The sequence below is a fragment of the Aquifex sp. genome (assembly GCF_056494385.1).
In genome coordinates, this window is sequence record NZ_JBSLZM010000032.1 from 1 (window position 1) to 25,806 (window position 25,806).

The 25,806-nt window shown below is 43.2% G+C and carries 26 protein-coding genes and 1 tRNA gene; 14 read left to right on the plus strand and 13 right to left on the minus strand.

Annotated features, from left to right (window positions below):
* Positions 1–714 (plus strand): recombinase zinc ribbon domain-containing protein (locus ACWB1W_RS02540; protein ID WP_479369854.1); only part of this gene is annotated, 714 nt, incomplete at its 5' end.
* On the opposite strand, the gene ACWB1W_RS02545 is transcribed toward ACWB1W_RS02540, so the two are convergent.
* A tRNA-Arg gene (locus ACWB1W_RS02545) sits at positions 673–749 on the minus strand. The genes ACWB1W_RS02540 and ACWB1W_RS02545 overlap by 42 nt on opposite strands.
* A 44-nt stretch (positions 750–793) precedes the next feature.
* On the opposite strand from ACWB1W_RS02545, the gene ilvC reads away from it, so the two are divergent.
* Entirely contained in the window at positions 794–1,795 is a 1,002-nt protein-coding gene (gene ilvC / locus ACWB1W_RS02550; protein ID WP_479369829.1) for a ketol-acid reductoisomerase, read from the plus strand.
* Positions 1,792–2,418 (plus strand): CDP-alcohol phosphatidyltransferase family protein, encoded by a 627-nt coding sequence (locus ACWB1W_RS02555; protein ID WP_479369830.1) that lies wholly within the window; start codon positions 1,792–1,794, stop codon positions 2,416–2,418. Before ilvC ends, ACWB1W_RS02555 begins: the two co-directional genes overlap by 4 nt.
* Here ACWB1W_RS02555 and ACWB1W_RS02560 read toward each other — a convergent pair.
* Together ACWB1W_RS02560 and mtnP are read right to left on the minus strand one after the other, a co-directional pair.
* Positions 2,415–2,720 (minus strand): FUN14 domain-containing protein, encoded by a 306-nt coding sequence (locus ACWB1W_RS02560; RefSeq protein WP_479369831.1) that lies wholly within the window; start codon positions 2,718–2,720, stop codon positions 2,415–2,417. The two genes, ACWB1W_RS02555 and ACWB1W_RS02560, sit on opposite strands and share 4 nt — an antisense overlap.
* Positions 2,717–3,550 (minus strand): S-methyl-5'-thioadenosine phosphorylase, encoded by an 834-nt coding sequence (mtnP, locus tag ACWB1W_RS02565; protein WP_479369832.1) that lies wholly within the window; start codon positions 3,548–3,550, stop codon positions 2,717–2,719. The genes ACWB1W_RS02560 and mtnP overlap by 4 nt, the downstream gene beginning before the upstream one ends.
* Before the next feature lie 17 nt (positions 3,551–3,567).
* On the opposite strand from mtnP, the gene rimI reads away from it, so the two are divergent.
* Entirely contained in the window at positions 3,568–4,041 is a 474-nt protein-coding gene (rimI, locus tag ACWB1W_RS02570; protein WP_479369833.1) for a ribosomal protein S18-alanine N-acetyltransferase, read from the plus strand.
* On the opposite strand, the gene ACWB1W_RS02575 is transcribed toward rimI, so the two are convergent.
* Entirely contained in the window at positions 3,998–4,702 is a 705-nt protein-coding gene (locus tag ACWB1W_RS02575) for a biotin--[acetyl-CoA-carboxylase] ligase (protein ID WP_479369834.1), read from the minus strand. The two genes, rimI and ACWB1W_RS02575, sit on opposite strands and share 44 nt — an antisense overlap.
* Complete coding sequence (locus ACWB1W_RS02580; RefSeq protein ID WP_479369835.1) at positions 4,702–5,451, minus strand: ABC transporter ATP-binding protein; 750 nt, start codon at positions 5,449–5,451, stop codon at positions 4,702–4,704. The genes ACWB1W_RS02575 and ACWB1W_RS02580 overlap by 1 nt, the downstream gene beginning before the upstream one ends.
* 80 nt (positions 5,452–5,531) lie before the next feature.
* On the opposite strand from ACWB1W_RS02580, the gene ACWB1W_RS02585 reads away from it, so the two are divergent.
* From ACWB1W_RS02585 to ACWB1W_RS02610, 6 genes are all read left to right on the plus strand, one after another.
* On the plus strand, positions 5,532–6,092 hold the full coding sequence (locus ACWB1W_RS02585; RefSeq protein WP_479369836.1) for a class II aldolase/adducin family protein: 561 nt from the start codon (positions 5,532–5,534) through the stop codon (positions 6,090–6,092).
* A complete protein-coding gene (gene gcvH, locus ACWB1W_RS02590; RefSeq protein ID WP_479369837.1) occupies positions 6,079–6,561 on the plus strand; it encodes a glycine cleavage system protein GcvH in 483 nt (160 codons plus the stop codon). Before ACWB1W_RS02585 ends, gcvH begins: the two co-directional genes overlap by 14 nt.
* Before the next feature lie 73 nt (positions 6,562–6,634).
* The gene (locus tag ACWB1W_RS02595) at positions 6,635–7,828 is read left to right on the plus strand and encodes a phosphoglycerate kinase (RefSeq protein WP_479369838.1); all 1,194 of its coding nucleotides are present in this window, start codon (positions 6,635–6,637) and stop codon (positions 7,826–7,828) included.
* Positions 7,829–9,376, plus strand: coding sequence for a molybdopterin-dependent oxidoreductase (locus ACWB1W_RS02600; protein WP_479369839.1), 1,548 nt, complete (start codon positions 7,829–7,831; stop codon positions 9,374–9,376).
* A gap of 3 nt (positions 9,377–9,379) precedes the next feature.
* Positions 9,380–10,090 (plus strand): hypothetical protein, encoded by a 711-nt coding sequence (locus ACWB1W_RS02605; protein WP_479369840.1) that lies wholly within the window; start codon positions 9,380–9,382, stop codon positions 10,088–10,090.
* Entirely contained in the window at positions 10,091–12,895 is a 2,805-nt protein-coding gene (locus ACWB1W_RS02610; RefSeq protein ID WP_479369841.1) for a [protein-PII] uridylyltransferase family protein, read from the plus strand.
* Here ACWB1W_RS02610 and ACWB1W_RS02615 read toward each other — a convergent pair.
* Complete coding sequence (locus tag ACWB1W_RS02615) at positions 12,875–14,911, minus strand: heavy metal translocating P-type ATPase (protein ID WP_479369842.1); 2,037 nt, start codon at positions 14,909–14,911, stop codon at positions 12,875–12,877. The two genes, ACWB1W_RS02610 and ACWB1W_RS02615, sit on opposite strands and share 21 nt — an antisense overlap.
* 64 nt (positions 14,912–14,975) lie before the next feature.
* Between ACWB1W_RS02615 and ACWB1W_RS02620 the strand changes: the two genes are divergently transcribed.
* Both ACWB1W_RS02620 and ACWB1W_RS02625 read left to right on the plus strand, forming a co-directional pair.
* Positions 14,976–15,767: an HAD-IIA family hydrolase gene (locus ACWB1W_RS02620; RefSeq protein WP_479369843.1), complete on the plus strand. Its 792-nt coding sequence runs from the start codon at positions 14,976–14,978 to the stop codon at positions 15,765–15,767.
* Complete coding sequence (locus ACWB1W_RS02625; protein WP_479369844.1) at positions 15,752–17,722, plus strand: LPS-assembly protein LptD; 1,971 nt, start codon at positions 15,752–15,754, stop codon at positions 17,720–17,722. Before ACWB1W_RS02620 ends, ACWB1W_RS02625 begins: the two co-directional genes overlap by 16 nt.
* Here ACWB1W_RS02625 and rpe read toward each other — a convergent pair.
* Positions 17,719–18,387 carry a ribulose-phosphate 3-epimerase gene (gene rpe, locus ACWB1W_RS02630; RefSeq protein WP_479369845.1) on the minus strand — a complete coding sequence of 223 codons (669 nt, stop codon included), beginning with the start codon at positions 18,385–18,387 and terminating at the stop codon, positions 17,719–17,721. The genes ACWB1W_RS02625 and rpe overlap by 4 nt on opposite strands.
* Positions 18,388–18,396: 9 nt before the next feature.
* Here rpe and tmk point away from each other — a divergent pair, with 9 nt between their 5' ends.
* Entirely contained in the window at positions 18,397–18,984 is a 588-nt protein-coding gene (gene tmk, locus ACWB1W_RS02635; RefSeq protein ID WP_479369846.1) for a dTMP kinase, read from the plus strand.
* On the opposite strand, the gene argJ is transcribed toward tmk, so the two are convergent.
* The 5 genes from argJ to ACWB1W_RS02660 are packed head-to-tail and all read right to left on the minus strand — an operon-like array spanning position 18,961 to position 24,021.
* Complete coding sequence (gene argJ, locus ACWB1W_RS02640; RefSeq protein ID WP_479369847.1) at positions 18,961–20,097, minus strand: bifunctional glutamate N-acetyltransferase/amino-acid acetyltransferase ArgJ; 1,137 nt, start codon at positions 20,095–20,097, stop codon at positions 18,961–18,963. The two genes, tmk and argJ, sit on opposite strands and share 24 nt — an antisense overlap.
* A 9-nt stretch (positions 20,098–20,106) precedes the next feature.
* Positions 20,107–21,360, minus strand: coding sequence for a M48 family metalloprotease (locus ACWB1W_RS02645; RefSeq protein WP_479369848.1), 1,254 nt, complete (start codon positions 21,358–21,360; stop codon positions 20,107–20,109).
* Complete coding sequence (locus ACWB1W_RS02650) at positions 21,357–21,992, minus strand: hypothetical protein (RefSeq protein ID WP_479369849.1); 636 nt, start codon at positions 21,990–21,992, stop codon at positions 21,357–21,359. The genes ACWB1W_RS02645 and ACWB1W_RS02650 overlap by 4 nt, the downstream gene beginning before the upstream one ends.
* A gap of 17 nt (positions 21,993–22,009) precedes the next feature.
* Positions 22,010–23,152 carry a class I SAM-dependent rRNA methyltransferase gene (locus tag ACWB1W_RS02655; RefSeq protein ID WP_479369850.1) on the minus strand — a complete coding sequence of 381 codons (1,143 nt, stop codon included), beginning with the start codon at positions 23,150–23,152 and terminating at the stop codon, positions 22,010–22,012.
* On the minus strand, positions 23,152–24,021 hold the full coding sequence (locus tag ACWB1W_RS02660) for a tyrosine-type recombinase/integrase (protein ID WP_479369851.1): 870 nt from the start codon (positions 24,019–24,021) through the stop codon (positions 23,152–23,154). The genes ACWB1W_RS02655 and ACWB1W_RS02660 overlap by 1 nt, the downstream gene beginning before the upstream one ends.
* Before the next feature lie 29 nt (positions 24,022–24,050).
* Here ACWB1W_RS02660 and ACWB1W_RS02665 point away from each other — a divergent pair, with 29 nt between their 5' ends.
* Complete coding sequence (locus ACWB1W_RS02665) at positions 24,051–25,229, plus strand: tRNA (guanine(10)-N(2))-dimethyltransferase (protein WP_479369852.1); 1,179 nt, start codon at positions 24,051–24,053, stop codon at positions 25,227–25,229.
* Here the strand turns inward: ACWB1W_RS02665 and ACWB1W_RS02670 are convergent.
* Positions 25,220–25,804, minus strand: coding sequence for a sulfurtransferase TusA family protein (locus ACWB1W_RS02670; RefSeq protein WP_479369853.1), 585 nt, complete (start codon positions 25,802–25,804; stop codon positions 25,220–25,222). The genes ACWB1W_RS02665 and ACWB1W_RS02670 overlap by 10 nt on opposite strands.
* Positions 25,805–25,806: the final 2 nt, after the last annotated feature.

Consider the following 25,806-nt stretch of genomic DNA (forward strand, 5'->3'; position numbering starts at 1 on the left):
TGTGGATACTGCGGTTCTCCTATGTATTCAGAACCTACAAAGAGAAAGAAATACAGATACTATGTTTGTTCAACCTACAAGCTCGGTTCCGGATGTAAACCTCTAAGGATAAAAGCACAAACAATAGAAAACGCTATTCTTGAAAGTCTGAGGAAGTATTTCCTTGAAGAGAAGTTTATTGAAAAAGTGAGGAGCGAACTTATAAGGATTTTTGAAGAAGAAAGAAAACCACTTCTTGAAAAGTTAAAGCTAAAGAAGCTTGAAAAAGCTAAAGTAGAAAAAGCTATAGAGAACCTCTTTAGACTCCTTGAAACCACTTCTGAGGAAGATTACGAGCTGTTGATGAAGAGATTAAGGGAAAGAAGAAATCAACTAAAAGAACTTGAGAAAGAAGTTAAAGAGCTTGAGGTTAAAGCAATTGCTGACCTAAAACCTATTGTTGATAGGAGTTTTAACGAGATTAAGGAAGCTGTTGAGTATGTTCTGAGAGAAGGAGATACAAAGATAAGGAGAAAACTCCTTAAGAAAATCTTCAGCGCTATTTACGTGAAAGAAAAAGTTCGCACAGTTGGGACGAACGGTGTTAAGGTAAATGAGAAAAATTCGCAATTAGATAGGATAAAAGTCTTTGAGGTTCAAGGGGTTCCTAATTTTTCGGTGGTGTGGGGAGAATGGTGTGCCCGGCGGGACTCGAACCCGCGACCTCGAGATTAGGAATCTCGCGCTCTATCCACCTGAGCTACGGGCACTACCCTATAATTATTATAATACTTCTTCCGAAAGGAGGTAATGAATGGCAAAGATATACTACGACTCGGATGCAAGTCTTGACATACTTAAGGATAAAGTGATTGCAATTCTGGGATACGGAAGTCAAGGACATGCTCACGCACTTAACTTAAGGGATAGCGGTCTTAACGTAATCATAGGTCTCCACGAGGGAAGCCGGTCAAGAAAAAAGGCACAGGATGACGGTTTCGAAGTTTTCACACCCTCCGAAGCGGCAAAAAAGGCGGACGTAATTATGTTCCTCATACCCGATACGGTTCAGCCCGAAGTTTACGAAAAGGAAGTAAAACCTCACCTTGATTCTTCTAAAACACTTGCTTTTGCCCACGGGTTTAATATACACTTCAGGCAGATTGTTCCTCCCAAGGATGTTGACGTATTTATGGTGGCCCCAAAAGGACCCGGACACCTCGTAAGGTGGATGTATACGGAAGGGAAGGGTGTTCCCGCACTCGTTGCAATACACCAAGATGCATCGGGAACATGTAAAGAGAAAGCCCTCGCATACGCAAAGGGCATAGGTGCCACGAGGGCCGGGGTGATAGAAACTACATTCAAGGAAGAAACGGAAACGGACCTCTTCGGTGAGCAGATGGTTCTTTGCGGAGGAGTTACCGCACTTATAAAGGCGGGATTTGAAACCCTCGTAAACGCTGGATATCAACCTGAGGTTGCATACTTTGAGTGTTTGCACGAACTTAAGCTTATAGTGGACCTTATATACGAACACGGAATTTCGGGAATGAGATACTCAATCTCCGACACCGCAAAATACGGAGACGTAACGAGAGGAGAAAGGATATACGAGGTTGTAAAACCCGTTATGGAAAAAACTCTTAAGGAGATACAAAAGGGTGAGTTTGCGAGGGAATGGATACTTGAGAATAAAGCGGGAAGACCGGTATACCACGCACTACTTGAGAAGGATAGAAATCACCTGATAGAGAAGGTTGGCGAAGAGCTGAGGAAGATGATGCCCTGGCTCGGAAAGAAGGAGCTTAAATGAACCTAACGAGTAAGAGGGAAAGCTTAAAAAAGCTTTACTATCCCCTCGGAGAGAGCTTAGCTAAGACAGGTGTTCCTCCAAACTTTATAACCCTTATATCTCTGTTCCTCGGTAGCGTTTCCGCTTACTTTTACTTTCACCACAAGGTATTGAGCGGTGCTTTATTTTTAGCCCTTTCGGGATTGTTTGACCTACTTGATGGCGTTGTCGCAAGAACGGCGGGAAAGACAACCAAGTTCGGTGCGGTCTTTGATTGGATAGCGGACAAATGGGTTGATGGCTTTGTATTAGGAGCGGTTGGTTTTGCCTACGCCTCACCTTTTGTAGCTATTACTGTTATAACCGTTTCTATGCTCCATTCCTTTATAAAGCCCGTTGCCTATGCGGAGATAGGTTACTCAGAAAGACAAAAAGGTAAGATTATAGACCCACTTGAGGGCGTAGGATTTTTCGGAAGACCAGAAACTCACATAACCCTGATAGTATTCTCCATTTTTGAAAGAGTTCACTTTCCGTTGGGACTCAATTTTGGCATAAAGCTTATAACTGTGCTTACACTTGCATCACTCATAATGAGAATACTGTACCTTTACAAAAGGTATGGGAAAGAATACGAGAACTAAAACCTCATACCCAGGGCGAACCCTACGGTAAATCCCCCAAGGGAAGCAACAGGGGCTTTAATACTATCCATGAAGTTTTTAAATCCTTGGAAAAGGTAGTTTACCCAAGACTGTAAACTTTGCCAATCAACCTGAACAATTCCCTTGTTACTTAGATAGATTAAACCGATAAGATAAAGTCCTAAAAGTAGAACGAAGAACTTAAACACGTGCTTGAAAGTGTAACCGAGTGTAAAACCGATAAGAACTCCCGTTCCGAACTCCTTAACAGCTTCATTTTGAAGAAGTTGGTCAATATTCATACCTCTGCACCCTCCAGAACCTTATAGCACTCACAACCTCTTCCTTCGGGGAGCTTCTCTATAAAAGATATTAAGATATCCCTTACTTCATTTTCTTTTTCTTTCATTAGGTTTATAACCTCATCACTCGTAAGTCTGTAGCCCGCTATTCCCGCCGCGGGATTTGCCACTATACACAGTCCCGCGTAGCACATGGTGAGCTCTCTTGCAAGAACAACCTCGGGATACCCCGTCATACCAACAACGTCCGCCCCGAGCCTCTCAAACATCCTTATTTCGGAAGGTGTTTCAAATCTCGGGCCTTCGGTGCAGGCGTAAACTCCCTTCTCGTGAAACCTCAAGTTTTTTTTCTTGAGAACCAAAGAAAGTATACTTCTCATCTCGGGACAATAAGGGGAAGATACATCTATGTGAACAACCCTCTTCTCGTTAATAAGCCTTGCGACCTTATCATTCCCGTTGACGTCGGGCGAGTGAATACCCTCGTAAAAGGTTGATTTCCTGGTTTTCGTAAAATCCATAAAGTCGTGGATTATTACAAAGTCCCCGGGCAGGAGTAATTTGTTTATACCGCCGACAGCAAAAATTCCGAGAACTCTCTTTACCCCTACTTCCCTTAGGGCCCAGAGGTTAGCCCTGTAGGGAACAAGGTGGGGAGGATAGGAGTGGTTTTTACCGTGTCTAGCCAAGAATGCAACCCTTTTCCCCTTTATCTCACCGATTACAAGGGAAGAGGAAGGTTTTCCAAATGGGGTATTTACATCCTTTTCTTCAATAACTTTCAAGCCCGGAAGCTTGTAAAGACCGCTTCCGCCTATAACTCCGAGCATAAGATAATCTTAACAAGATGGTTAAAGTGAGAGAGATGAGAAAGGAAGACCTTGAAGAGGTTTACAGGATAAACAGGGAGAGCTTTACAACTGATGCGTGGAGCAGGTTCTCCTTTGAGAGGGAATTTGAAAACAAAAACTCCCGTAAGTTTGTGCTGGAAGAGAACGGAAGGGTTATAGGTTTCGTAATATTCTGGGTTATAAAAGATGAAGCAACGGTTATGACGTTTGCAGTAGATAAAAGGTACAGGGGAAAAGGATACGGAAAACTTCTCCTGAGTGAGGGAATTAAGTCCCTCGGAAACAAAGTTAAAAAGGTTCTCCTTGATGTGAGAAAGAGTAACATAAGGGCTATAAATCTTTATAAGAATCTCGGATTTAAGGTTGTAAGGGAGAGAAAGGGTTACTACTCGGACGGGGAAAACGCACTCCTTATGGAACTTGAGGTCAAGCCTTCCTTAAACTTAAATCGCCCGACAGAAACTCCTTAATACCCTTTTCCGTATAGATTAATGCACCTCCTCTATGAGAAAGTCCAACAAATTTTCCGATAAAACTCTTCTTTTCGTCAAAGAGCTCAACTTCTTCGTTTATGTAAAGTAGTTTTTTTTCAACTTTTTCTTTAAAGTTTTTAAAACCTTTTTCTTCAAAATCTTTTAAGTTTTTCACTATACTTCTTAGGATTTTTATTAAGGCTACCCTTCTGTCCGTTTCCCTTCCGGTTATTAAGTAAAGGGTAGTTGCCCTATCCTTTATCTCATCGGGAACATTTTTCTGGTTTACGTTAACCCCTATTCCCGCTATCAGTTTATCCCCGGACAGCTCACACAGGATTCCCGCTACCTTTTTATCCTCGTAATAAACGTCGTTAGGCCACTTTAAATTAAAGGTAAGACCCGTTAACTCCTTAAGTGCCTCCGAGAGAGCGTAACCGAGAATTAAGGGAAGCTGTATAAGATCCCTATACCTCTTTGGGTCAAGCAATAAGCTAAAGTAAAGTCCTCCTTCTTGGGATACCCATCTTCTTCCTTTTCTCCCCCTTCCTTCTCTTTGCACGTCAGCGACGATAACCGTTCCGTAGGGAAGGTTCCACTCCTTTAGTCTTTTCTGAGTTGAATCCGTCTCCCTTAGCCATATCAAAAACTCAAACATCACAGAGCCCTCAAGAGTTTCTTTGTGTATTCATGCCTGGGATTATCAAATATACTGAATACGTCTCCCTCTTCAACTATCCTTCCCTCTTTGAGAACTATTACTCTGTCTCCTACCTCAGCTACAACCCCGAAGTCATGGGTTATTATCACAACACCCTTCCCTTCTTCCCTGAACTTTCTGAAGAGATGGAGAATTCTCTTTTGGAGAGATACATCAAGGGCTGTTGTAGGTTCGTCTGCAAGAAGGAGAGGGGGGTCACATACAACAGCTGCAGCTATGCACACCCTTTGTTTTAGACCTCCCGAGAGCTGGTGAGGGTACATACGGAACTTCTCCTCTGGTTCAGGGATACCCGCCTTTACCATAGCCTTTATAGCTCTCTCGTAGGCTCCCTTTTTTCCAAAGTGCTCCGTGTATGCCTCCATTATCTGGACACCGACCGTGAAAAGCGGGTCAAGGTATAAAGAGGGTTCTTGAAAAACCATACCTATCTCCCTTCCCCTTATACTTCTCATTTCCATCTCACTGAGCTTAAGGAGATTTTTCCCCTTAAATAATATACTTCCCTCAACCTTTGCGTAAGGTGGAAGAAGCCTCATAACTGCGTGAAATATGGAGCTCTTCCCCGAACCGCTTTCCCCTACTATGCAGAGAACTTCCCCCGTTTTTACGTAAAAACTAACGTCGTGTAGGACCTTTTTGTTCCTATACCAGAGGTTAAGTTTCTCAACCTTAAGAAGCTCCATAAAAACATTATTAACTTCCTTTTACGAACTATAAGAAATTCTTTAGCCACCTATAAGCTCTTTGTAATATCCTTACTTTGATGGAGCATATCATAAGGGACTTCCTTCTTACCTCCGAGATGCTCTCAAAGGAAAGACTTACTTACTCCTATACGGGAAATATGGGGAGAAAATGGAGGGGAAAGCTATTCATAACCCGAACCGGTGCGAACCTTCTTAATTTATCCGAAGAGGATATAGTATCAATTCCCCTGGAGGAAAGAAGCGTACTTGATGAACGTGCCTCTTCCGAACTAAAAGTTTACAGGGAGGTTTTAAAGAGTTTTTCTTATTCCTCTCTTCTCCACGTTCACTCTCCTTATACCCTTTGTGTCTCCTTCGGAAGAAGGGAGATAACCCCTATTGACTCGGAAGGAAAAGCAGCTCTCGGAAGTGTCCCCGTTTTTTCTCTTAAGAACCCTTCCGCAAGTGAGGAGCTATCGGAAGTCCTAAAGGGAGGCTTTAAGAACCATAAAATAGCGGTAGTTGAAGGACACGGAGTTTTTTGTTTGGAGGACTCCCTTTATAGGGCTTACGAGCTTATTTCTCTTTTAGAAAATTCCTGTAAAATTTTGTGGAGGTGTGAAAATGGCAAAAACTGAAGAATACAGAGGTTGTGTAATACCTGCAGACCTTTACTACGATATTGAAAACCAAGTTTGGTTTAGGGTGAACGAGGATGGAACCGTGACCGTCGGGGTTACGGACATAGGTCAGGCAAGGGCCGGGAAGATAATAAACATAAGGATTAAGGCACCCGGGAAGTACATAAAGAAGGGAAAGCCCGTAGCAAGTCTTGAGAGCGGAAAGTGGGCCGGTCCGGTTCCTGCAGACATAGAGGGTGAAGTTGTAGAGAGAAACGAGAAGCTATTTGACAAGCCCGACCTCATAAACGAGGACCCCTACGGTGAGGGATGGATAGCTAAACTAAAGCCCGCAAACCTTGAGAGAGACCTGAAAGACCTTGTAACAGGAGAGGAAGCGGTTCAGAAACAGAAGGAGTATATAGAAAGGGAAGACGTTAACTGCAGAGAAGAAAGAGCACAGATAAGTAAGAAGTATTACAAGTAAAGCTTTTCTCCTTCCTTTTGACCTTACCTGTTAAGATAATAATTACTTCCCCATTAAATCCGCGGAGGGCGTAATGCTGCGAAAAAAGACGCTCAGGGACGTTGATGTAAAGGGAAAGAGAGTTCTTGTAAGAGTTGATTACAACGTCCCTATAGACGACCAAGGGAACATAGTTGATGACACAAGGATAAAGGCTTCCCTCCCCACCGTTGAGTATCTACTTGATGCGAACGCAAAGGTCATTTTAATGTCCCACTTGGGAAGGCCCAAAAACAGGGACCCCAAATACAGCCTCGCACCCGTAGCTAAAAGGCTCTCACGGTATGTAGGAAAGGAAGTGAAACTCGCACCCGACTGTGTGGGGAAAGAGGTTAAGGAAATAGTTTTTTCAATGAAGGAAGGGGATATAGTTCTCCTTGAGAACCTCAGGTTTCACAAAGAGGAAACTGGGTGCGATGAAAACTTCGCAAGAGAACTTGCAAGCTTCGGAGAGGTTTACGTTGCGGATGCCTTCGGAACCTGCCACAGGAAGCACGCAAGCGTTTACCTCGTTCCCAAATTTTTAAAGCCTGCGGTTATGGGCTTCTTACTTGAAAAGGAGATAACTTACTTTGAAAAAGCTATGGTTTCTCCCCAAAGACCCGTTGTTGCCATACTCGGGGGTGCTAAGGTTTCCTCAAAGCTTGAGGTCATTAAGAACCTGATAAGAAGGGTTGATAAGCTTTTCATAGGCGGGGCTATGGCCTTCACCTTTTTAAAGGCAATGGGATACAATGTAGGGAGCTCCCTCGTTGAGGATGACCTTCAGGATGTTGCAAACGACCTAATAGACGTTGCAAAGAAGCTTGATATAAAACTATACCTTCCCGTTGACTTCGTTATAGGAACAGAGGTCTCTGAAAATACACCCACCAAAGTAGTTCCCTGGCAAGAAATTCCCAACGGATGGATGGGTCTTGATATAGGACCCGTTTCCGTAGAACTTCTTAAGGAAATACTCTCGGATGCCCAGACGATAGTGTGGAACGGTCCTATGGGAGTTTTTGAGATAGACAAGTTCAAGCACGGAACGATAGAGCTCGCAAAGCTACTTGCCCAATCCCCTGCACTCACCATAGCGGGAGGAGGTGATACGGACCACGCTATTCATAAGGCCGGTGTTTACCATGCCCTTGACTTTGTTTCAACCGGAGGAGGAGCTTTCTTAGAACTTCTGGCCGGTAAGGAGCTTCCGTGTCTTGTAAACCTTGACGACAAGGAGGTTTAAGTGTTAACCCCCACCTCTAAACCCCTTACCGTTAAGGAGTTTGATAAGGCCCTTTGCGGTATTTGTTGTGGCTGTTCCGCCTCTTGCGGTTATATAGCCTACCTGAAAGAAGGAAAGCTGGTTGACCTATACGGACACCCCCATGACCCAAACGGCATAGGAAGTTTCTGCACTAAGGGCATAACCTACATACAGGAAATTCCTAAAAATCCGTTAAGGATGACCAAACCACTCTTAAGGGAAGGGGAAAGCTTTAAGGAGATAAGCTTTGAAGAGGCCAAAAAGCTTTTTAAGAACCTGATAAAGGGTAAGGTCGCCTTCTTCTTTGACAGGTTTTCGGGCATTGAAGAGTATCTTATAGCGAGGAGTATAACCGAAGATTTATTTACCGATTCGGTTTACCTTCCCTTCCTCCAGACAAGCGTAAGACCTCAGGAGTGGGTTGATAAGAAAGCCCTTTTTATCTTTGAAGCTGAGCCCACGTTCTCGGAGGTTATGCTTACCCGCTGGATTGTGGACGCCTTTGAGAAAGATGCATACATCTTTTCCGTCGGAACACGTTACACTACGGTTTTCCAGAAATCAACCGAGAAGGTTTTAACAAGCCCGGAAAAGGTCGTTAAGGTTCTTGAGGCTATATCCGAAGAGAATTACGAAGAGAAAATTTTAAACTTCCTTAAGTTCCTTGGAAGGGACACCGTCGTAATAGTAGGGGAAACGCTTCTAAAAAGTCCCTTCAAGAACAGAGTTTTAAGAGCGGTAAAGAAAATCAGGGAAAAGTTCGGCTCCGACTACTCCTTCGTCGGGAACATAACCCAGTTTCCCCACAAAAGCTTAAAAGAGTTTATAGAAAGGGTTGATGAGTTTGACACATTAATACTTTTCGGAAACCCCTTTGTATACCTTTCGGACGAAAAGATAGCTTTACTGAGAGAAAAAAACGTTATAAACTTTGCATACTTTCCGACTGTTACCGCGAACAACAGCAGATTAATCCTCCCGAGAACTCTTTTCTGTGAGAGGGAGTTTATAGGGAGAGGTTTCGGGTTCTTAACATACTCACCGAAGGTTATTGAAGCTCCATTTCCTAATCCTTACGAGTTCTTTGATGAAAGTTATAGCGTTGATGAGTTTCTAAAGGAATACGGGATAAATCTTAAGGAGTTAAAGGAAAAAGAAGGAGGAGTTTCCCTAAATATGAAGGATATAAAGGAATACAGCCTACAGGAAGAAGAAGAAACAGAGGGAGGAGATTTATGGCTTATTTGCGACAACACACTCGTTGAGGAGCTGGGACACTGGAATCCTTGGACCCACGCCATAGAAAGGGAGCAGTTCGCACAGGTAAACTCAAAAACCTTTAAAAAGGTAGGTGAAACCCTAAAGCTGGGAGACGTAGACCTGAAAGTTCAGATAAACGAGAATATAGCTGACGACGTTGTATTTATTCCGAACGCTTACGAGGAGTTCCAGCCCTTTGACCCCGGGGTTCGCGTAGGAAGGATAATGAGGAAACCTTACTTTAAGGTTGAGCGGTTAAAATTATAAACCATGAGTGTTAAGGTAGGTTGGGATATAACACACCAAGAGTTCACCGTAACCGATTACTACTACTTTTCCATACTCCAGAGGGAAGCGGAAAAAGCGGGAATTGAGATAGATGAGGTAGACGACTGGGAAAGTCTTAACAGGTATGACGTCATAGTTTTTAACTACCCAGAAATTCCCTTTACCGAACAAGAGGTGAAGGACGTAGAAAGATGGGTTTGGAAGGACGGAAAGAAAGTAATCCTTGCGGGATACTACAAAAACGAGGACAGGATAGCGGACACCTGCAACACCCTTGCGAGAGCCTTCGGAATGGAGCTGAATCCCGATGAGGTTACGGACGAGGTAAATAACCACAACGGAGATAAGTATTTTGTCGTTACCTCAAAGATAAGGAGGTATAACAAGAGCCAAAAGAACGAGGTTAACGTTGAGAAAGTAGTTCTAGCTTGCACCGCTTCCATAAGACCCATAATGCCGGATACGAAGATAGTAGTAAGAGCAGAGGATACCGCAAAATCAAACATGGGATTTTACACACTCCTTATAGCAGAGCAGATAGCTCCCCCGAGCGGCGGATACTTCTGTCTTGCAGGAACTTGTGTCTTTTGGGATAACTACTCTATAACCCTTTACGATAACCTGAACTTTTCCCTCAATCTCTTGAGACACGTACCCCCATCAAAGGGAACCAAGTTAACAATAGGTCCTTAAATGGTTCCTCACTCTTGGCTCAATTCTGCCAAGCCCTTTTTGAAAGATATAGATAAAGCCTTATCTTACTTTGAGGAGCTTCTTAAAAACCATCCCGAGCCTTCAAGTCTTCTTAACTATCTCAACGAAAGGCGCTTTACCCTTCTTCTTATGATTCTTGAACAGTCAAGATGTCTGAGAAAGTTCCTTCTCAAGCATCCCACGGAGTTTCAGAACACCATACCTAACCTCTGGTATCTCACGAAAGAGAAAGAGGATTACCTAAAAGAGATAGAAAACCTCGTATCGGGAGTTTACGAGGACGAGAAGTTCTCCGAGAGGTTAGCCTTTTACAGACACAGGGAGCTTATGAGGATATTTTCCAAGGAACTCCTGGGAACGGCATCCTACGAAGATATACTCAGAGAATACTCATACCTTCCCGATGCACTCGTGGAGATTTCTTTAAGGAGGGCTTGGGAGGAAAGTGTAGAAAGATACGGTGAACCGAAAGATGAAGGGGGAAAGCCCGTAACCGTTACTGTTATAGGATTGGGTAAGCTTGGAAGTGAAGAGCTTAATTACTACTCGGATATAGACCTTATGTTTCTCCACGCTTCGGATAAAGGTGTTGCAGGAAAGCTGAGTCTAAACGAGTTCTTTACAAAGCTTTTTCAGAAAGTCGTAAAACTCCTCACAACCCAGACACCCGAAGGTGTTCCCTACATCGTTGACCTTGACCTGAGACCTTTCGGTAAATCCGGACCTCTATCCATGTCTCTGAGAAGTGCGGAGCTCTATTACGAGAGCTACGGAAGGATATGGGAACGTTTTGCCCTGCTAAGGGCAAGATACGTTGCGGGGGATAAAGAGCTTGCTGAAAGGTTTATGAAAGAAGTCGTAATACCTTTCGTATTTTCACCTGCTGACTACAAACTCATAGAAGAGATAAAGCTTATGAAGAAAAGAGTAGAAGCGGAGGCAAAGAAGAGGTTTATAAAGGGATACAATGTAAAAACCGGAGAAGGGGGAATAAGGGAGGTTGAGTTCAGCGTTCAATCGCTGGTGATACTTCTCGGAGCTAAATCTCCACTCCTTAGGGAGAGTAATACCTACAGGGCAATATACAAGCTTATGCAGAAAGGGGTTTTCTCCTCCGAGGAAGCCCGAAACCTTGAGGAAGCATACACCTTCCTGAGAAGGCTTGAACACAGGATACAGCTCAGGGAGTGTCTTCAAACACAGGTTCTGAAAGAACAGGACAAACAGCTTATAGCTAAATACCTCGGATACGAGCCCAGGGAGTTTGAAAGAGAGTTAAACAGACATAGAAGCGTAGTAAAAAGCGTTTTTGAAGGTATACTCCCTGAGGAGAAGACCGAGGAATACGAGGAGATACAGGAAGCGGTTATTTCGGAGGACACATCGTGGGGAGAGGAGATACTGAAAAAGGAAGGCTTTAAGTTTCCGAGAAAAACCTTTTTGATGCTTACGGAGCCCCTTTACGGCTCGGAAAACGTAAAGTTTACTGAGAAGGAAAAAAGAGCTTATATAAAGTTAATTCCGAAGATAATTGAACTTTCAAGAGGAACACCGAGTCCGGACGAAACCGTAAAGAACTTCTTCAAGTTCTTCCTGAACCCTACGGGTAGGAGGGTAATACTTTCGGAGGACAAAAGGGAAGAGTTCTTAGAAAAGCTTTTTAAGGTTTTCTCCCTATCGGGATACCTTTCTAACATAATCGCAAGAAACCCCGATCTCGTTGAAGATGCACTTACCCTTTACCGGGAGTTCCCCGCACTTAAGGACCTTGAAGAGGAGTTCAATAAATACAAGGAAACCCTTAATCTTTCTCCCGAGAACCTATACAGAAGGTTTAAAAACGTGTGGGAAGTTAGAATAGGGCTTTTATACCTCCTTAAAGAGGAAGATAAATATACGAAACTCAAGAAACTCCTTTCCTCCCTTTCGCTCCTTGCGGAGTTCATCCTAAAAAACCTGTGGAAGGACATCGGTTTATTTGAAAACTCGGCTCTTCTTTACGCTCTTGGAAAGCTCGGGAGCAGGGAGCTGAGCTTCGGCTCTGACCTTGACCTCGTTTTCTGTGTAAAGAACCAAGAGGAAAAAGAAGAAGTTCACCAAAAGGCTAAAAGGCTTGTCGCATTCCTCACAGCACACACACAGGAGGGATACCTCTACAGTGTTGATTTCAGACTGAGACCTATGGGAAGTAAGGGGGAGCTGGTTCCCACCTATGAGTTTTACAAGCATTACTTTGAGAAGGAGGCAAGAACGTGGGAGAGGCTCGCCTGGACGAGGGCAAGGTTTATTGAGGGAAAGAAAGAGCTGTTTTACAGCTTTGAAAGGTTAATAGAGGACTTTTTATTTAACAAGCCCTGGGGGGAAAAGGAGAGAAAAGAAGTTTACGATATGAGGGTAAAGCTTGAGAGTGCCTCAAAAAAAGGAAAAAATCTTATAGATATAAAGCTCGGAAGGGGGGGAATAGTTGACGGGGAGTTCCTTGTTCAATACCTTCTGATAAAGGAAAAGATAATGGAAAGTTCTATGATAAGGGGGTTTGAGATTCTTAAGGAAAGGTATAAGGACCTTGAGGAGGCTTACGAAAGCTTTATGTTCCTGAGACTCACCGAGACACACCTTAGGCTTATAAAGGAAAGAGGAACATCTGTGATAAGGGAGGAGGATATACCTACCCTTAGCCTTTCTGTGGGAATGAAAGAGGAGGAGTTCAGGGAAAAGCTCAAAAGGAGCATGAGCGTTTTGAGGAATACCTTCAACAGATACCTATCGCCCGAGAAGTCTTAAGGTGTTCAGAACAACACTCACCGAGGAGAAGGCCATCAAGAGACCCGCATACTCGGGTTTAAGGTATAAACCCTTATGGTAAAAAACTCCGGAAGCAACAGGGATAAATAAGACGTTGTAAATAAGAGCCCAAAAAAGATTTTCCTTTATCTTCCTGTAAACCTTCTCCGATAGCTCATAAGCATGGATGAGAGAGCCGAGCCTGTGAATTATAACGTCTCCCGAAATCTTAGCTATATCCGAACCCTCGGAAACCGCAACACCGATATCTGCTTTCGCAAGTGCGGGAGCATCGTTTACTCCATCTCCCACCATACAAACAAGTTTTCCCTCTTTCTGGAACTTTTCAATAACCCGAAGCTTCTCGTCGGGTTTAACTTCCGAAACAACCTTCTCAATTCCGAGTTCTTTTGCAAGACTTTCCGCTTTCTCCTTTCTGTCCCCCGTGAGGAGAACAATCTCAAGCCCTAACTCCTTCAGTCTGTTTACCACATACCTGCTTTCATCTCTCACCTTATCCCTCAGGTAGAAGACAGCTAAAGGTTTATCTTTCCTTGCAAGGGCAATCACGTTATACCCGTTGGCAGATATTCCTAAAACTTCTCCTTTCGTTATCCTGTATTCTCCGCACTCAACGCCTACTCCCAATATCTCCCTGCAGTTTTCCAGCTTTACCTTTTCCTTCACTTTGTCTTTCAAGAATTCTCTTATCGCTTTTGCTACGGGATGGTTTGAAAACTCCTCAAGACTGTAGGCTATATCAAGGGCTCTATCTTCGTAAACTTCCAGTTTCTCAACCTTAAACCTTCCCTCTGTGAGTGTTCCCGTTTTGTCAAACACAAATGTGTTAACTTTAGGTAAAACTTCAAAAACTGAGCTTCTCTTCAGGATTATGCCCTTTTTAAGAGCCTTAAATATACCTACCGAAACAGCAAGGGGAACAGCTATCCCGAAGGCACAGGGACAAGAAACGACCAAAACCGCAAGGGAGAACTGAACCGCCTTTTGTATATCACCCGTTGTGTAATACCAAGATAGGAAAACGAGAATAGATAAGCCTACAACCATTAAGACGAAGTAATGAGCTACTTTGTCGGAAATCCTTTGTATCCGTGGTTTCTCCCTCAGAGCTTCCTCAACAAGCTTCCTAACTTTGTTTATAAATGAGCTCTCGAAGCTCTTTTTAACTTCCGTTACTATATAACCTTCTGTGATTATCGCACCTGAGAGAACTTCGTCACCTTTTTTCTTCAGAACGGGTGTGCTTTCTCCCGTCAAAACCGCTTCGTTTACGAGGGCTTTTCCTTCAAGAACCACACCATCAAGGAGAACTTGGTCTCCCTTTCTGTATATAACCCTCTGACCCCTTGCAACCTCAAGGGCGTTTTTCTCAACCTCGTTGTTCCCTTCAAGAACCTTAACCTTTCCGAGGGAAGCGGTAAGTAGTTCCTTCAGTCCGGAAGTTGCTTTTTCCCTTGCCTTTTCTTCTATGAATTTACCGAGTCTTACAAAGGTTATGAGAAAGGCATTTGTCTCAAAAAAGGGACTACCCTTCAACAGTCCGAGGTATGCGAGAATGCTGTAAAGGTAAGCTCCTGTGGTTCCAAGTGCGACGAGTGTATCCATACTCCCCACACCCTGCTTCAGAGAAGAGAGGGCACCTCTGTAAAACTTGAGTCCTGCGGTGAACTGAACTAACGTTGAGAGAATTAAGGAAATCTCAGGGGTAAGTTTTAAAAACGTTGATACCGCTATACCCGAAGAGGCGAAAAAGCTAAGTAACAGAAGGTAGAGCTCCTTGTTGTTCTTTTTCTCTTCCACTTCATACCCGAGTTCTTTTATCTTTGTTACAATCTCTTCTTCCGATAAGAGGTTCTCATCCCACTCAACGTAAACCCTTCCAAGTTCAAAGGATACGTCAACCTTTTTCACACCCTTCGTTCTTTTTAGGGCTATCTCTATATTTCTGGCACAGTTTACACAGGACATTCCGGAAACTTTAAAACTCCTCTTCATAGCTCTCTAATCTATTTTCCGGTTAGCGTTAATTCACCGAAAAATTGAAGATAATATATAACTCATGTTTACACTTCTCATAGACATGGACGGTGTTCTTACAAAGAACAAGGAGTTTGACCCCTTTGGCGATGCAGGGACTTTTATAAACTTCCTAAGGGAGAAGAATATACCTTTCAGGGTTGTATCAAATAACTCAACCCGTCCCCCTTCTCTTATAGTGGAAAAGCTGAGGGAAAAGGGGATTAGCCTGAAGGAAGAGGAGTTCATCTCTCCCGTTGCTGTCCTTCCCGAATACCTCAGGGAAAAGGGAATAAATAAGCTTTTCGTAATAGGGACGGATATGTTAAAGGAGTTCCTCAAATCTCAAGGATTTGAGATAAAAGAGGACCACAAGGTTGATGGAGTAGTTATCGGACAGGACAAGAACGTCAACTTTGAGAAGATAAAAAACGCTACATCAGCGGTCTTCCTTGAAAAGGCTAAGATAATACCCGTAAACAGGAGCAAGATAGTAAAGGACAGTGACGGACTTTACTTCCCGGGAGCGGGCTCTTATGCGGAGATGCTGAGACACGCTACCAATTACGAGGAAGAAATACCCAATCTCGGTAAGCCCTCAAGGGAGTTTATAGAACTCGCATTAAAAGGTCTTCCGAAGGAGAGAGTTTACCTAATCAGTGACGATATATACACAGACCTAATGGGTGCTAGGGAGCTGGGGATAGGAACAATTTTCATGACAACGGGAAAGTATAAGACGGACGAACTGGAAAAAGCAAACTTTAAACCGGACTACGTCTTTAACAGTCTTACCGAGCTTATGAGAGAGCTTGAGAAGTGGCTCTCCTCTTAACCTTTCTCCTTTTTCTGGGGTTTCTATTCTCCGAAGAGATTGAAGTCCTATCGGAAAAGCTTACTGCAGTAGGGAAGAGGATAATAGCGGAGGGAAATACAGAGCTCTTTTACGGAGACTGGTATGTAAAAGCTGATAAGGTTGAGTTCATAAGAGGGGAGAAAAAAATATTTGCGACAGGAAATGTAGTTATAAAAAATCCGAAAAGGAACTTTGAGGTGAAAGGAAGCTATGCCTACCTCAACCTTAAGGAGGATAAAGGATACTTTCTGAACGTGGAGGGAAAGTTTAGGGAGTTTAACTTTCAGGCTAAAAAGGTTGAACAGATAGGTAAGGACACTTTCAAGGTTTACGAGGCGGATATAACAACCTGCCCCTTGGATAAGAAGGAGTTATACCTCTGCATATTCAGAGCCCACGTTGATAAAAACAGGGCCCTGGTTATACATAACACCCTCAGGTTCTTCAAGGTTCCCATATTTTACTTTCCCGTATACTCCTTTCCCCTTGGTGGACGAAAAACGGGATTTTTATTTCCAACCGTAGGTTCTACTACTTACTCGGACCTTGTTTACATACAACCATTCTTCTGGGCGATAAGTCAGGACAAGGATATGACCTTTTACTTTGACTACAGGAAGGACCAAATGAAGGGAATAGGCTTAGAATACAGGCAGGCTTTTACACAAAAAAGTAAGATAAAACTTTTTTCCTCCTTCTACAGGGAAGACAAAGAAAGGGGTAGATGGTGGGAAGGAAGGGACGTTTATAAGAGAAATAGATACAGCTTCCTGTTCAAACACAGAACAGAGAACTTAAAGGTTAAACTTGAGGAGGTCTCTGACCCATACTTCTATGAGGACATCTCCCTAAAGGAAAAGGAAAGAACCAAGCCCTACACAAAAAGCTACATAACTTACGAAAGGGAGGGAAAACTCGTAAGAACATACATCAGGATTGCAAGATACAGAGACCTAACATCCGAGGAAAACAACGCTATCCAGCTTTTTCCGGAAATAAGTTTATTCTTGAAACCTTTAAATATAAGGGGTTTTGACCTATCGGGAGACCTCTCCTACACAAATTTTTACAGGAATAAGGACGGAAGCTACCAGAGGGTTACCCTAAACTCCTTTGTGGGCAAGTATTTTGAGCTATTCAGCATAAGAAATTACTCCTCACTTACCCTTATAAATCATTACTATCCTGACAGCAAAACTAAAAAGCTTATAAACACCTACAGGTTTAACCATACGGTTCCTCAATATTTCACGGTCAGGTATAAAGGTTTTAGGATGAATAACTTCTTTGAACTGGGATACAACTACTCGCCAAGAAATTACACCCTTGAGGTTTACGAGTATCAAGACGAAATAGTAAAGGAAAACAACTTAAAGCTTACACTGATAGGGAAACTAAAGAAAAAGCGGGAACTTATTGACCTTTATATGAATGTAGGATACAACTTTTTAGGTTCATACAGATTTCCCACGGACAGGGAGCTTATAAATAAAAGATTGTTGCCCCTTTACTACAACGTTTCCGTTTATCCCCTTGAAAAAGTAAAGGTTTGGAACGACGGAATATACGACTTTAACCTCGGGGTTTGGGCAAGAAGTGTAACGGGAATAAACTTCCAGATTTGGAAAGTAAGTTTAGGTGTGTCAAACACTCTATTTAGGAACAGTAAAGGAAAGACTATTCTTGACCAGCTTTCCGGCTCGGTAAATTACAAGGGAAATAGACTTTTGCTCGGACTAACCACAAGTTACGACAGATTACAAAAAAGGGAAATATCAAGGGGAATAAACGTGGGGTTTAAGGGGCCTTGCTGGAAGCTAATAGTATCCTACAGCAGGCGCTATTACTCCAATAAGGAGAAATACTTATCCCAGGTATTCCTGAGGTTTAACCTTTTCTTTAAGGAAGAAATAGAGATACCCATAAAACGTTAAACGGAAACCGCTTCAAGCATGAGGTTTTTGAGCTTTCTCGTTTGTGCCTCTATATCCTTAGCTGAGAATATACCCGAACCTACTACTACAACGTCCGCACCTGCAAGGATAACCTCTTTTATGTTGCTCTCCTTTATACCTCCGTCAATCTCAATTAGGCACCGTGGATTTATAATGTCCCTCATCTCCTTAAGAATTCTCAGTCTTTCAAGGGAGCGTTCTATAAACTTCTGACCGCTAAAGCCGGGGTTTACAGACATTAGGAGAACGTAATCAACGTAATGGAGTATTTCTTCTATGAGAGAGATTGAAGTCCCGGGATTTACGACCACTCCGGCTTTTGCTCCCAGGTCCTTAATCAACTGAATAGTTCTGTGAATGTGGTAATTGTTCTCTATGTGAACACTTATCCAGTTGGCACCTGCTTCAACGAACTTCGGGATATATTTATCGGGGTTTTCTATCATAAGGTGGGCATCTATGGGAAGGGAAACCCTCTTTCTTATATGGGATAGTATCTCGTATCCCGCGGTTATATTGGGAACGAAGTGACCGTCCATAACGTCGTAATGGAGGAGGTCGGCTCCTCCCCTTATCGTTGCCTCTATCTGTTCACCTATGTTCCACCAATCCCCGGCGAGGATTGAAGGAGCCAGCAGTTTCATAATAGTTATATGTTAATCTCCTTTGAAGGAATTGACGGCTCGGGAAAGACTACACAGGCGAGAAAACTTTACGAGTTTTTAAGGGCAAAGGGGAAAAAGGTGAGTCTTTACAGAGAACCCGGAGGAACTAAGGAAGGCGAAAGGGTGAGGGAAATTTTACTTGAAGAAAACTTAACACCAAAATCGGAACTTTTACTCTTTGAGGCATCAAGGGCGGAGCTTGTGGAAAGAAAAGTTAAAAAGGATCTTAAGGAAAACTTCATAGTTATCCTTGACCGTTACACCCTCTCAACCCTTGCCTACCAGGGATACGGGAAAGGTATTGACCTGAAACTTATTGAAGAGTTAAACCGATTTGCTACCGACGGAATAGAGCCGGACTTAATCTTCCTTCTTGACATTTCCGTTGACGTAGCACTGAAAAGGAAAAAGGAAAGAAGCCGTTTTGAGGACAAGGCTTTCCTTGAGAAGGTTAGGAAGGGGTTTCTTGAACTTGTGAAGGGAAGAAAAAACGTATGCGTTATAAACGGAGAAAGGAACGAAGAAGAGGTTTTTAGGGATATAGTAAAAGTTTTAAGTGGTATACTCGGCGTTTAGCTTTACGTAGTCATACCCTATATCTGAGGAGTAATAAATCCACTCGTATTCTCCTTCGTTCAGCTCAACGGTTATCTCAACTTCCCTGTCTTCAACCATGTGTTTTTTCACCTTCTCAAGATTTTCGTTTCTCGGCTTTCCATCGTAAAGGAGGTATCCCCCTATGTATATCTCCATTTTAAAGGGGTCTATGGGAAACTCGGTGCTTCCCGCTGCTGCGGCTACCCTTCCCCAGTTAGGGTCTCTTCCGAAAACAGCCGTTTTAACAAGTAGAGAGTTTGCTATGGCTTGGGCTATTGCTCTCGCCTTTACTTCGGTTATCGCACTTCTTACTCTTACCTTTATTATCTTAGTCGCACCTTCTCCGTCTGCAACTATGTGCCTTGCAAGGGTTTCGGAAACCTTCATGACTTCAAACTCAACGGTTTGAGGGTCTGTGTCAACTTCCCCGAGTGATATAAGTCCAAAGGCGTCGTTTGTGCTCTCACATCCGTCAACGGTTATGGAGTTGAAGGTTCTCTCCGCCACCCTCTCGTGAATCCTCCTTAAGGTGAGGTAATCAAGTTTAGCGTTCGTAAAAACAAAGGCCAGCATCGTAGCCATTGATGGATTTATCATCCCCGCTCCCTTTGCAAAACCGAAAGTTTCTATATCTCCGGATTTTGCAAAGTCGTACTTGGGAAAGCGGTCCGTCGTTGATATAGTTTCCGAAGCCCTTTTAAGGTCAAGAGTCTCAAGGTTTGAACAGGCGTGTTCTATACCTTTTAAAACATTGTCTATGGGAAGATATCTTCCTATTATTCCCGTTGAGAATACAAGAACCTCTTCCTTTGGAATGTCAAGAAGTTCCGCTGTTTTTTGTGCCATCATTTCCGCATGCTTTATTCCTTCCTCTCCCGTCCCGCAGTTTGCGTTTCCGCTGTTTATCACAAATGCCCTGAAGGTTTCCCTGTCCTTTGCAAGTCCCTCAGAATAAATCACTGAACCCGCTTTAAAGTAGTTATCTGTAAACAGAAAGGAGGAAACACAGGGGTAAGGAAGGAAAACTACGAGCACATCATTTCCCGACTCCTTGAGACCCGCTTTTCCTATTCCCATTAAAACTTCTGCCATAGCTTTATTTTAAAAGAACACACCGTATCTCATTAAACGCCTTTTGGCATCTTCATACCACGGTTCTTTTCCCGTGGCTAATTTTACAGCTTTCCTGTAATTCTCCACCGCTTTCCTTACGTTACCGAGCTCCTCATAATCCCTGCCGAGGTAGTAATAGATCCCCGCGTATGTGCTAACCCGCTTTTTCGCCTCTTCAAGGGCTTTTATACTCTCTTTATAACGTTTTAGTTTAAAAAGAGAAACACCTTTCAGATACCACCCCCAGAGGAGGTAAGGGTCTATCTTCGTAACTTTCTCCGCATAACTGAGAGCAATTTCGGGCTTGCCCTTCTCAAGGTAAATATCGGATATATAAACCATAGCAACCTGATTTTTCGGGAAAATCTTTAGGGCTTCCTTGAACTTCTGGAGGGCTTCACCCTTAAAACCTTTTCTGTATAATCTTTTTCCTTCTTCACAAAGTTCGTATGAGGCTTTTGTGGCGAGAAGCTTTTTCTTTATCCTGTGGAATTCCAAGGAGTCCCGCTTTAGGTTCTTTGGAAGTTTCATTTTCTCAATTATTTTCTTAACTTCCCTTATACGGGTTTCGGGAAGGGGGTGCGTTGAGAGCCACTCGGGCGGAGCATTCTTTTCAAGTTTCTTGAACTTCTCAAATACCTTTATCAGACCCATGGGGTCGTATCCTGTTGCAACTGCATACTTTATACCGTATCGGTCCGCGTCTCTCTCTTGGTCCCTGCTGAACTTAAGGGCCAACAACGTAGCCCCTATTGAAGCTAGTTGTATGAGAACCCTCTCCTTTAGGTCCCTCTCGCCTATTAAAAGTGCTCCCACCTGAAGAAGAAGACTTAAACCCAACACTTTTTCTAAATACTTCACGTGGTGTCTTGCGTTAACGTGGCCGAGCTCGTGACCCAAAACCCCGACGAGTTCACTTTCACTGTCAAGCTCAAGTATTAACCCCCTGGTTACGAATATCTTTCCTCCGGGGAGGGCGAAGGCATTCAGAATACCCGAGTTAACTACGAAAAACTCGTATGGTAGTTTTCTCTCCGCGTGTTCCGCTATTTTATTTCCGAGATTTCTTACATAATCCTGGACCTCTTCATCGGGATAAATTCCTTCAAAGCGGGTTATTGATTCGGGGACAAGCTTTTCTCCCAGGGCAATCTCCTTATCCGTTGGAAGAAGAAAGGACTCACCCGTTAGGTGAGCACAGGAGAGAAGAAGTATGAATAACGGAACTAAAAACTTTTTCATCTTACTCTAAGATAACATCTAAGATTGTGCTTCATTGCGTATCTCACCTTTTCCTCAGCAAGTATAAGGGTCGGAATTAACTTATCCTTAAACTCTATAAGCTTTCTCTCATCGGGTTTATTCCTCATAAGTTCTACGGATATCAGGTTAAATAAGGCTTCTGCTTTACCGTAGTCCTCGGGTGCGCAATACTTTGCGTTGTTCTTCCTCAGGAACTTAACCCTTTTCTCAAGGGAAAAGTAATCAAGAAGTTCTAAAAACTCCTCTTTTTCGTACTTCTCTTCGTAGTAGCACTCATCAAGTATTCCATCGCAGTATTCCGCAAAGAATATTCTCGGCTCAAAGGTGATAAGCTCAGTCATAGGTTCTCTGTTCGTATATGCTCCCCTTACCGCTTTGTAAGCAGTTCTCTCCATAAGTTCGTAAGCCTTCTTTGCACCTTCCTTATCTCCGAACTTTGCGTAAAGCCTAACACCCTCGTAATAACCTATAGCTTTCCAGTAAAGGTATGGAGTTTCCTCCTTTGCGTTTGCCTCCTTCATTTCCCTTATTAGGTTCTCTCCCTTTGTAAGGTAGTCGGTTATGTAAGCTCCGAAAAGGAAGGATACAAAAATCAAAACTATAAAAACCATTACCTTCCCCCGAATATTTAGTTTAACACTATGGTGTCAATACACTTTAAATACAGGCTCTCGGGAAATGTAGGGAGGTAAGGGTGGTCAAGGGGTTGAAGGTTAACGCTCTTTACGAATATCCTTCTGCCAACGTCCGTTGATGCGAGCCTTACCTGCTTTAGCATATCTTCAACGCTCATCTGGTAGGTGCACGTGCATATGAAAAGTCTTCCGTATTTTCTGAGCTTCCTGAAGGAGTGGTAAGCGAGCTTCCATATAGCCCATTTTACGCTCTCTTTTTCCCTCTTAGTCTTCGCTATGGCGGGAGGGTCTGCTATTATCAGGTCGTAAACTTCTTCCGTTTCCTCAATAAAGTTAAAAGCGTTGTATTTAAGGAACTCTGCACTTACCCGGTTCATACGTGCATTTTCCCTTGCAAGATAAAGGGCTTCCTCGTTTAGGTCAACACCGAGAACCTTCGCACCCTTCTTTGCCGCGTAAACGGAGAACCCTCCGCTGTAACAAAAGAGGTCAAGAACCTTCATACCCTTTTCCACAAGATTATGTATATACTTCCTGTTTTCCCTTTGGTCCAAGTAAAACCCCGTTTTTAACCCGTTTACAACGTCAACGAGAAAAATAAACTCTCCTTCTCTTATCTGAACCGGGTTATCAAGTTTCCCGTAAAGGAGCCCCTTAAAGGGCTTTAAGTCTTCCTCCCCCCTTCCCTTAAAGTCACTCCTCTCGTAAATAAACGAAGGCTTAAGAACTTCAAGAACAGCACTTATAACCTTTTCTTTCAAAGCATCCATAGGGTAACTTCTCACCTGAATGACAACTCCTTCGGAATATTTATCAATTATCAGACCGCTAAGTAGGTCACTTTCCGAAAAAACCACCCGAAAGGCGTCTGAGTCTATATCTCTTCTGAGGGAAAGGGCTTCCTTAATTCTTCTTTTGAAAAAACTTTCGTTAATATCCTCTTTTTCGTAGGAAAGAACCCTAAAGGCTATGCGGGATTTCGGGGAATACGTTCCAAGAGCGAGAAAGTTTCCCTCTGCGTCGTAAAGCTCAGCAACTACCCCCTCACCTTCCTTCCTTTTAATCTCGTCCCTGAAGACCCAGGGGTAAAAGTGTTTAATCTTTTTCTCCTTTCCCTCTTTTAGGTATATCTTCATCAGGAGAATACAAAGCTCCTCACGAGCTCTTCGGCTCTTTTTTGGCTGAACTTGTAATACGTCTCTACGGTTGTTTTTACGCTTGAGTGGCCGGCGAACTCCTTTACAACTTCAACCGGAAAACCCGAGTTTATCAGGTTCGTTATGTAAGTGTGTCTGAAGCTGTGAACGCTGAACTCTATGTTTAACCTTTTTGACAACCTGTCGGTGTAAACCTGTAGAACACCCCTTTTTACCTTAAAGTTTTCCTCAAAGTTTTCTAACCATTTTAAGAGTTTCTCGGTAGCCCTTAGGGTTTCGTCCTTGTCCGAGGCGAGTATGGGAACGAGCCTTCCCTTTCTTCGCTTTGTCATCTCAGGAGTTAGCCTAACCCAGAGTATCCCGCTCTTATCAAGGTAAAAGTTATCCTTCATAAGTTTCTCATACTCACCCAACCTTATACCGCTGTAAAGAAAGAGTGAGTATATCTTCTCGTACTTCTTTCCTTTGACCTTCTCAAATATGGCCTCCAGTTCCTCCTTTGTTAAAGCCCTCGGATACCTGGGTGTTTTCTTTGCGTTTAGTTCCTCCCTTGCCTCCTCTATTGCGGACTCAAGGCTCTCAAAGAGCTCCTTATTAAGGTATTCCCTTCTCAGAAGGAACTTGAGGAAGTATCGTAGAGCGGAAAGGGTAGTGAGCAAGGAGCTCGGGTTTAGTTCACTCTCATCTATATACCTGTATATGAGTGAGGGTTTTATCTTATCAACCACGTACTTTTCTTCAATATTGTGAAACTTTAGAAACTCCCTTACGAGCATTATATAGGTTTCTTTTGTTCTTTCACTCTTTGTTTTCTCGAGGTGCTTCTCCCAAGCCTTTATTATTCCCATCAATTCATAATTTTATATCCTTAGTTATTATGGAAATAGTTCACGAGGGAAAAGCAAAGGTTTTAGTTCCCGAGATTCCAAAGACGGTAAGCTCCGATATGCCCGTGTTTTACAACCCGAGGATGCGAGTAAACAGGGACCTGGCTGTTCTCGGGCTTGAATACCTGTGTAAGAAACTCGGAAGACCTGTGAAGGTTGCGGACCCCCTTTCCGCAAGCGGTATAAGGGCTATAAGGTTTATCCTTGAGACCTCGTGTGTTGAGAAGGCTTACGCAAACGACATAAGTTCAAAGGCTGTAGAGATAATGAAGGAGAATTTTAAGCTCAATAACATTCCCGAAGATAAATACGAGATTCACAGAATAGAGGCGAACTTCTTCCTTCGGAAGGAATGGGGTTTCGGTTTTGACTACGTAGACCTTGACCCGTTCGGAACACCCGTTCCCTTCATAGAGAGTGTAGCTCTTTCTATGAAAAGGGGAGGAATTCTCAGCCTTACCGCTACGGATACCGCTCCCCTTTCCGGAACCTATCCCAAGACCTGTATGAGGAGATACATGGCAAGACCCCTGAGAAACGAGTTCAAGCACGAAATGGGCATAAGGATACTTATAAAGAAGGTTATCGAACTTGCCGCTCAATACGATATAGCTATGATTCCTATATTTGCATACTCTCATCTTCACTACTTTAAGCTCTTTTTCGTAAAGGAAAGAGGTGTTGAGAAGGTTGATAAACTTATAGAAAACTTTGGGTATATTCAATACTGCTTTAACTGCATGAACAGGGAGGTTGTCAAGGACCTTTATAAGTTCAGGGAGAGGTGTCCCTACTGCGGTTCCAAGTATCACATAGGAGGACCCATGTGGGTAGGGAAGCTATGGGACGAGGAGTTTACTAACTTTCTATACGAAGAGGCCCAAAATAGGGAAGAGGTAGAAAAGGAAACGAAGAGAATATTAAGACTTATAAAGGAAGAGTCCTCTCTCCAGACTGTCGGATTTTACGTTCTATCAAAACTGGCTGAAAGGGTAAAACTTCCCGCTCAACCCCCCATAAGAATAGCGGTAAGGTTCTTCCAGGGGGTTAGAACCCACTTCGTGGGTGACGGATTCAGGACAAACTTATCCTTTGAAGAAGTTATGAAGAAGATGGAAGAGCTAAAAGAAAAACAGATAGAGTTTTTAAAGACAAGAGGTCAGGGGTAAACCCTTTTATACTCCTTTCCCTCCTTCTTGTATATTGCCTCAACTGCAATGTCCTTTTCCTTTAAGAGTTCATAAACCTCCCTTGCTTCCTTTTCTCCCTTTACACCGAGGACAACCCCGCACCTGGGGTCTATCTCATCGGGTATAGGTAGTAGAATGGCGTTTTCCTTATCCTCTTCCTTCAGGAGCTTTTCCGCTCTCGTTCCCTCAGAAATAGCTGTAAAAGTTATAAAGTGGTCGGGTTTCCTGGAAAAAGGATTAAGCGCTATACAGAGCTGTCTCAGATGGAGTTTAACACCCAACGAGTGGAACTTTATCCAATACCATAAAGAAGGCTCGTGAGTTTCTTCCGCCTTCTTCAGGTAAACAACCGTTTTTCCGTTAACCTTCTCGGTTTTCAGCAGGATGTTTCCGCTCTGCTTTGCCCAGCTCCATATATCCCTTTCAAAGCCCGAGTCTGTGGATATAACTTTCAGAACTTCCCCTTCCTTCATCTTCCTCATCGTCTCAGAGGTCATTACAACGGGAAGGGGACAGCTCAATCCCGATAAGTCCAATACCTTATCTTCCTTAATTT

Bases quoted from the DNA above. Each gene is read 5' to 3' on its own strand.
- ilvC (WP_479369829.1), top strand. From the start codon at position 794: ATGGCAAAGATATACTACGACTCGGATGCAAGTCTTGACATACTTAAG.
- ACWB1W_RS02555 (WP_479369830.1), top strand. From the start codon at position 1,792: ATGAACCTAACGAGTAAGAGGGAAAGCTTAAAAAAGCTTTACTATCCC.
- ACWB1W_RS02560 (WP_479369831.1), bottom strand. From the start codon at position 2,720: ATGAATATTGACCAACTTCTTCAAAATGAAGCTGTTAAGGAGTTCGGA.
- mtnP (WP_479369832.1), bottom strand. From the start codon at position 3,550: ATGCTCGGAGTTATAGGCGGAAGCGGTCTTTACAAGCTTCCGGGCTTG.
- rimI (WP_479369833.1), top strand. From the start codon at position 3,568: ATGGTTAAAGTGAGAGAGATGAGAAAGGAAGACCTTGAAGAGGTTTAC.
- ACWB1W_RS02575 (WP_479369834.1), bottom strand. From the start codon at position 4,702: ATGTTTGAGTTTTTGATATGGCTAAGGGAGACGGATTCAACTCAGAAA.
- ACWB1W_RS02580 (WP_479369835.1), bottom strand. From the start codon at position 5,451: ATGGAGCTTCTTAAGGTTGAGAAACTTAACCTCTGGTATAGGAACAAA.
- ACWB1W_RS02585 (WP_479369836.1), top strand. From the start codon at position 5,532: ATGGAGCATATCATAAGGGACTTCCTTCTTACCTCCGAGATGCTCTCA.
- gcvH (WP_479369837.1), top strand. From the start codon at position 6,079: ATGGCAAAAACTGAAGAATACAGAGGTTGTGTAATACCTGCAGACCTT.
- ACWB1W_RS02595 (WP_479369838.1), top strand. From the start codon at position 6,635: ATGCTGCGAAAAAAGACGCTCAGGGACGTTGATGTAAAGGGAAAGAGA.
- ACWB1W_RS02605 (WP_479369840.1), top strand. From the start codon at position 9,380: ATGAGTGTTAAGGTAGGTTGGGATATAACACACCAAGAGTTCACCGTA.
- ACWB1W_RS02610 (WP_479369841.1), top strand. From the start codon at position 10,091: ATGGTTCCTCACTCTTGGCTCAATTCTGCCAAGCCCTTTTTGAAAGAT.
- ACWB1W_RS02615 (WP_479369842.1), bottom strand. From the start codon at position 14,911: ATGAAGAGGAGTTTTAAAGTTTCCGGAATGTCCTGTGTAAACTGTGCC.
- ACWB1W_RS02620 (WP_479369843.1), top strand. From the start codon at position 14,976: ATGTTTACACTTCTCATAGACATGGACGGTGTTCTTACAAAGAACAAG.
- rpe (WP_479369845.1), bottom strand. From the start codon at position 18,387: ATGAAACTGCTGGCTCCTTCAATCCTCGCCGGGGATTGGTGGAACATA.
- tmk (WP_479369846.1), top strand. From the start codon at position 18,397: ATGTTAATCTCCTTTGAAGGAATTGACGGCTCGGGAAAGACTACACAG.
- argJ (WP_479369847.1), bottom strand. From the start codon at position 20,097: ATGGCAGAAGTTTTAATGGGAATAGGAAAAGCGGGTCTCAAGGAGTCG.
- ACWB1W_RS02645 (WP_479369848.1), bottom strand. From the start codon at position 21,360: ATGAAAAAGTTTTTAGTTCCGTTATTCATACTTCTTCTCTCCTGTGCT.
- ACWB1W_RS02650 (WP_479369849.1), bottom strand. From the start codon at position 21,992: ATGGTTTTTATAGTTTTGATTTTTGTATCCTTCCTTTTCGGAGCTTAC.
- ACWB1W_RS02655 (WP_479369850.1), bottom strand. From the start codon at position 23,152: ATGAAGATATACCTAAAAGAGGGAAAGGAGAAAAAGATTAAACACTTT.
- ACWB1W_RS02660 (WP_479369851.1), bottom strand. From the start codon at position 24,021: ATGGGAATAATAAAGGCTTGGGAGAAGCACCTCGAGAAAACAAAGAGT.
- ACWB1W_RS02665 (WP_479369852.1), top strand. From the start codon at position 24,051: ATGGAAATAGTTCACGAGGGAAAAGCAAAGGTTTTAGTTCCCGAGATT.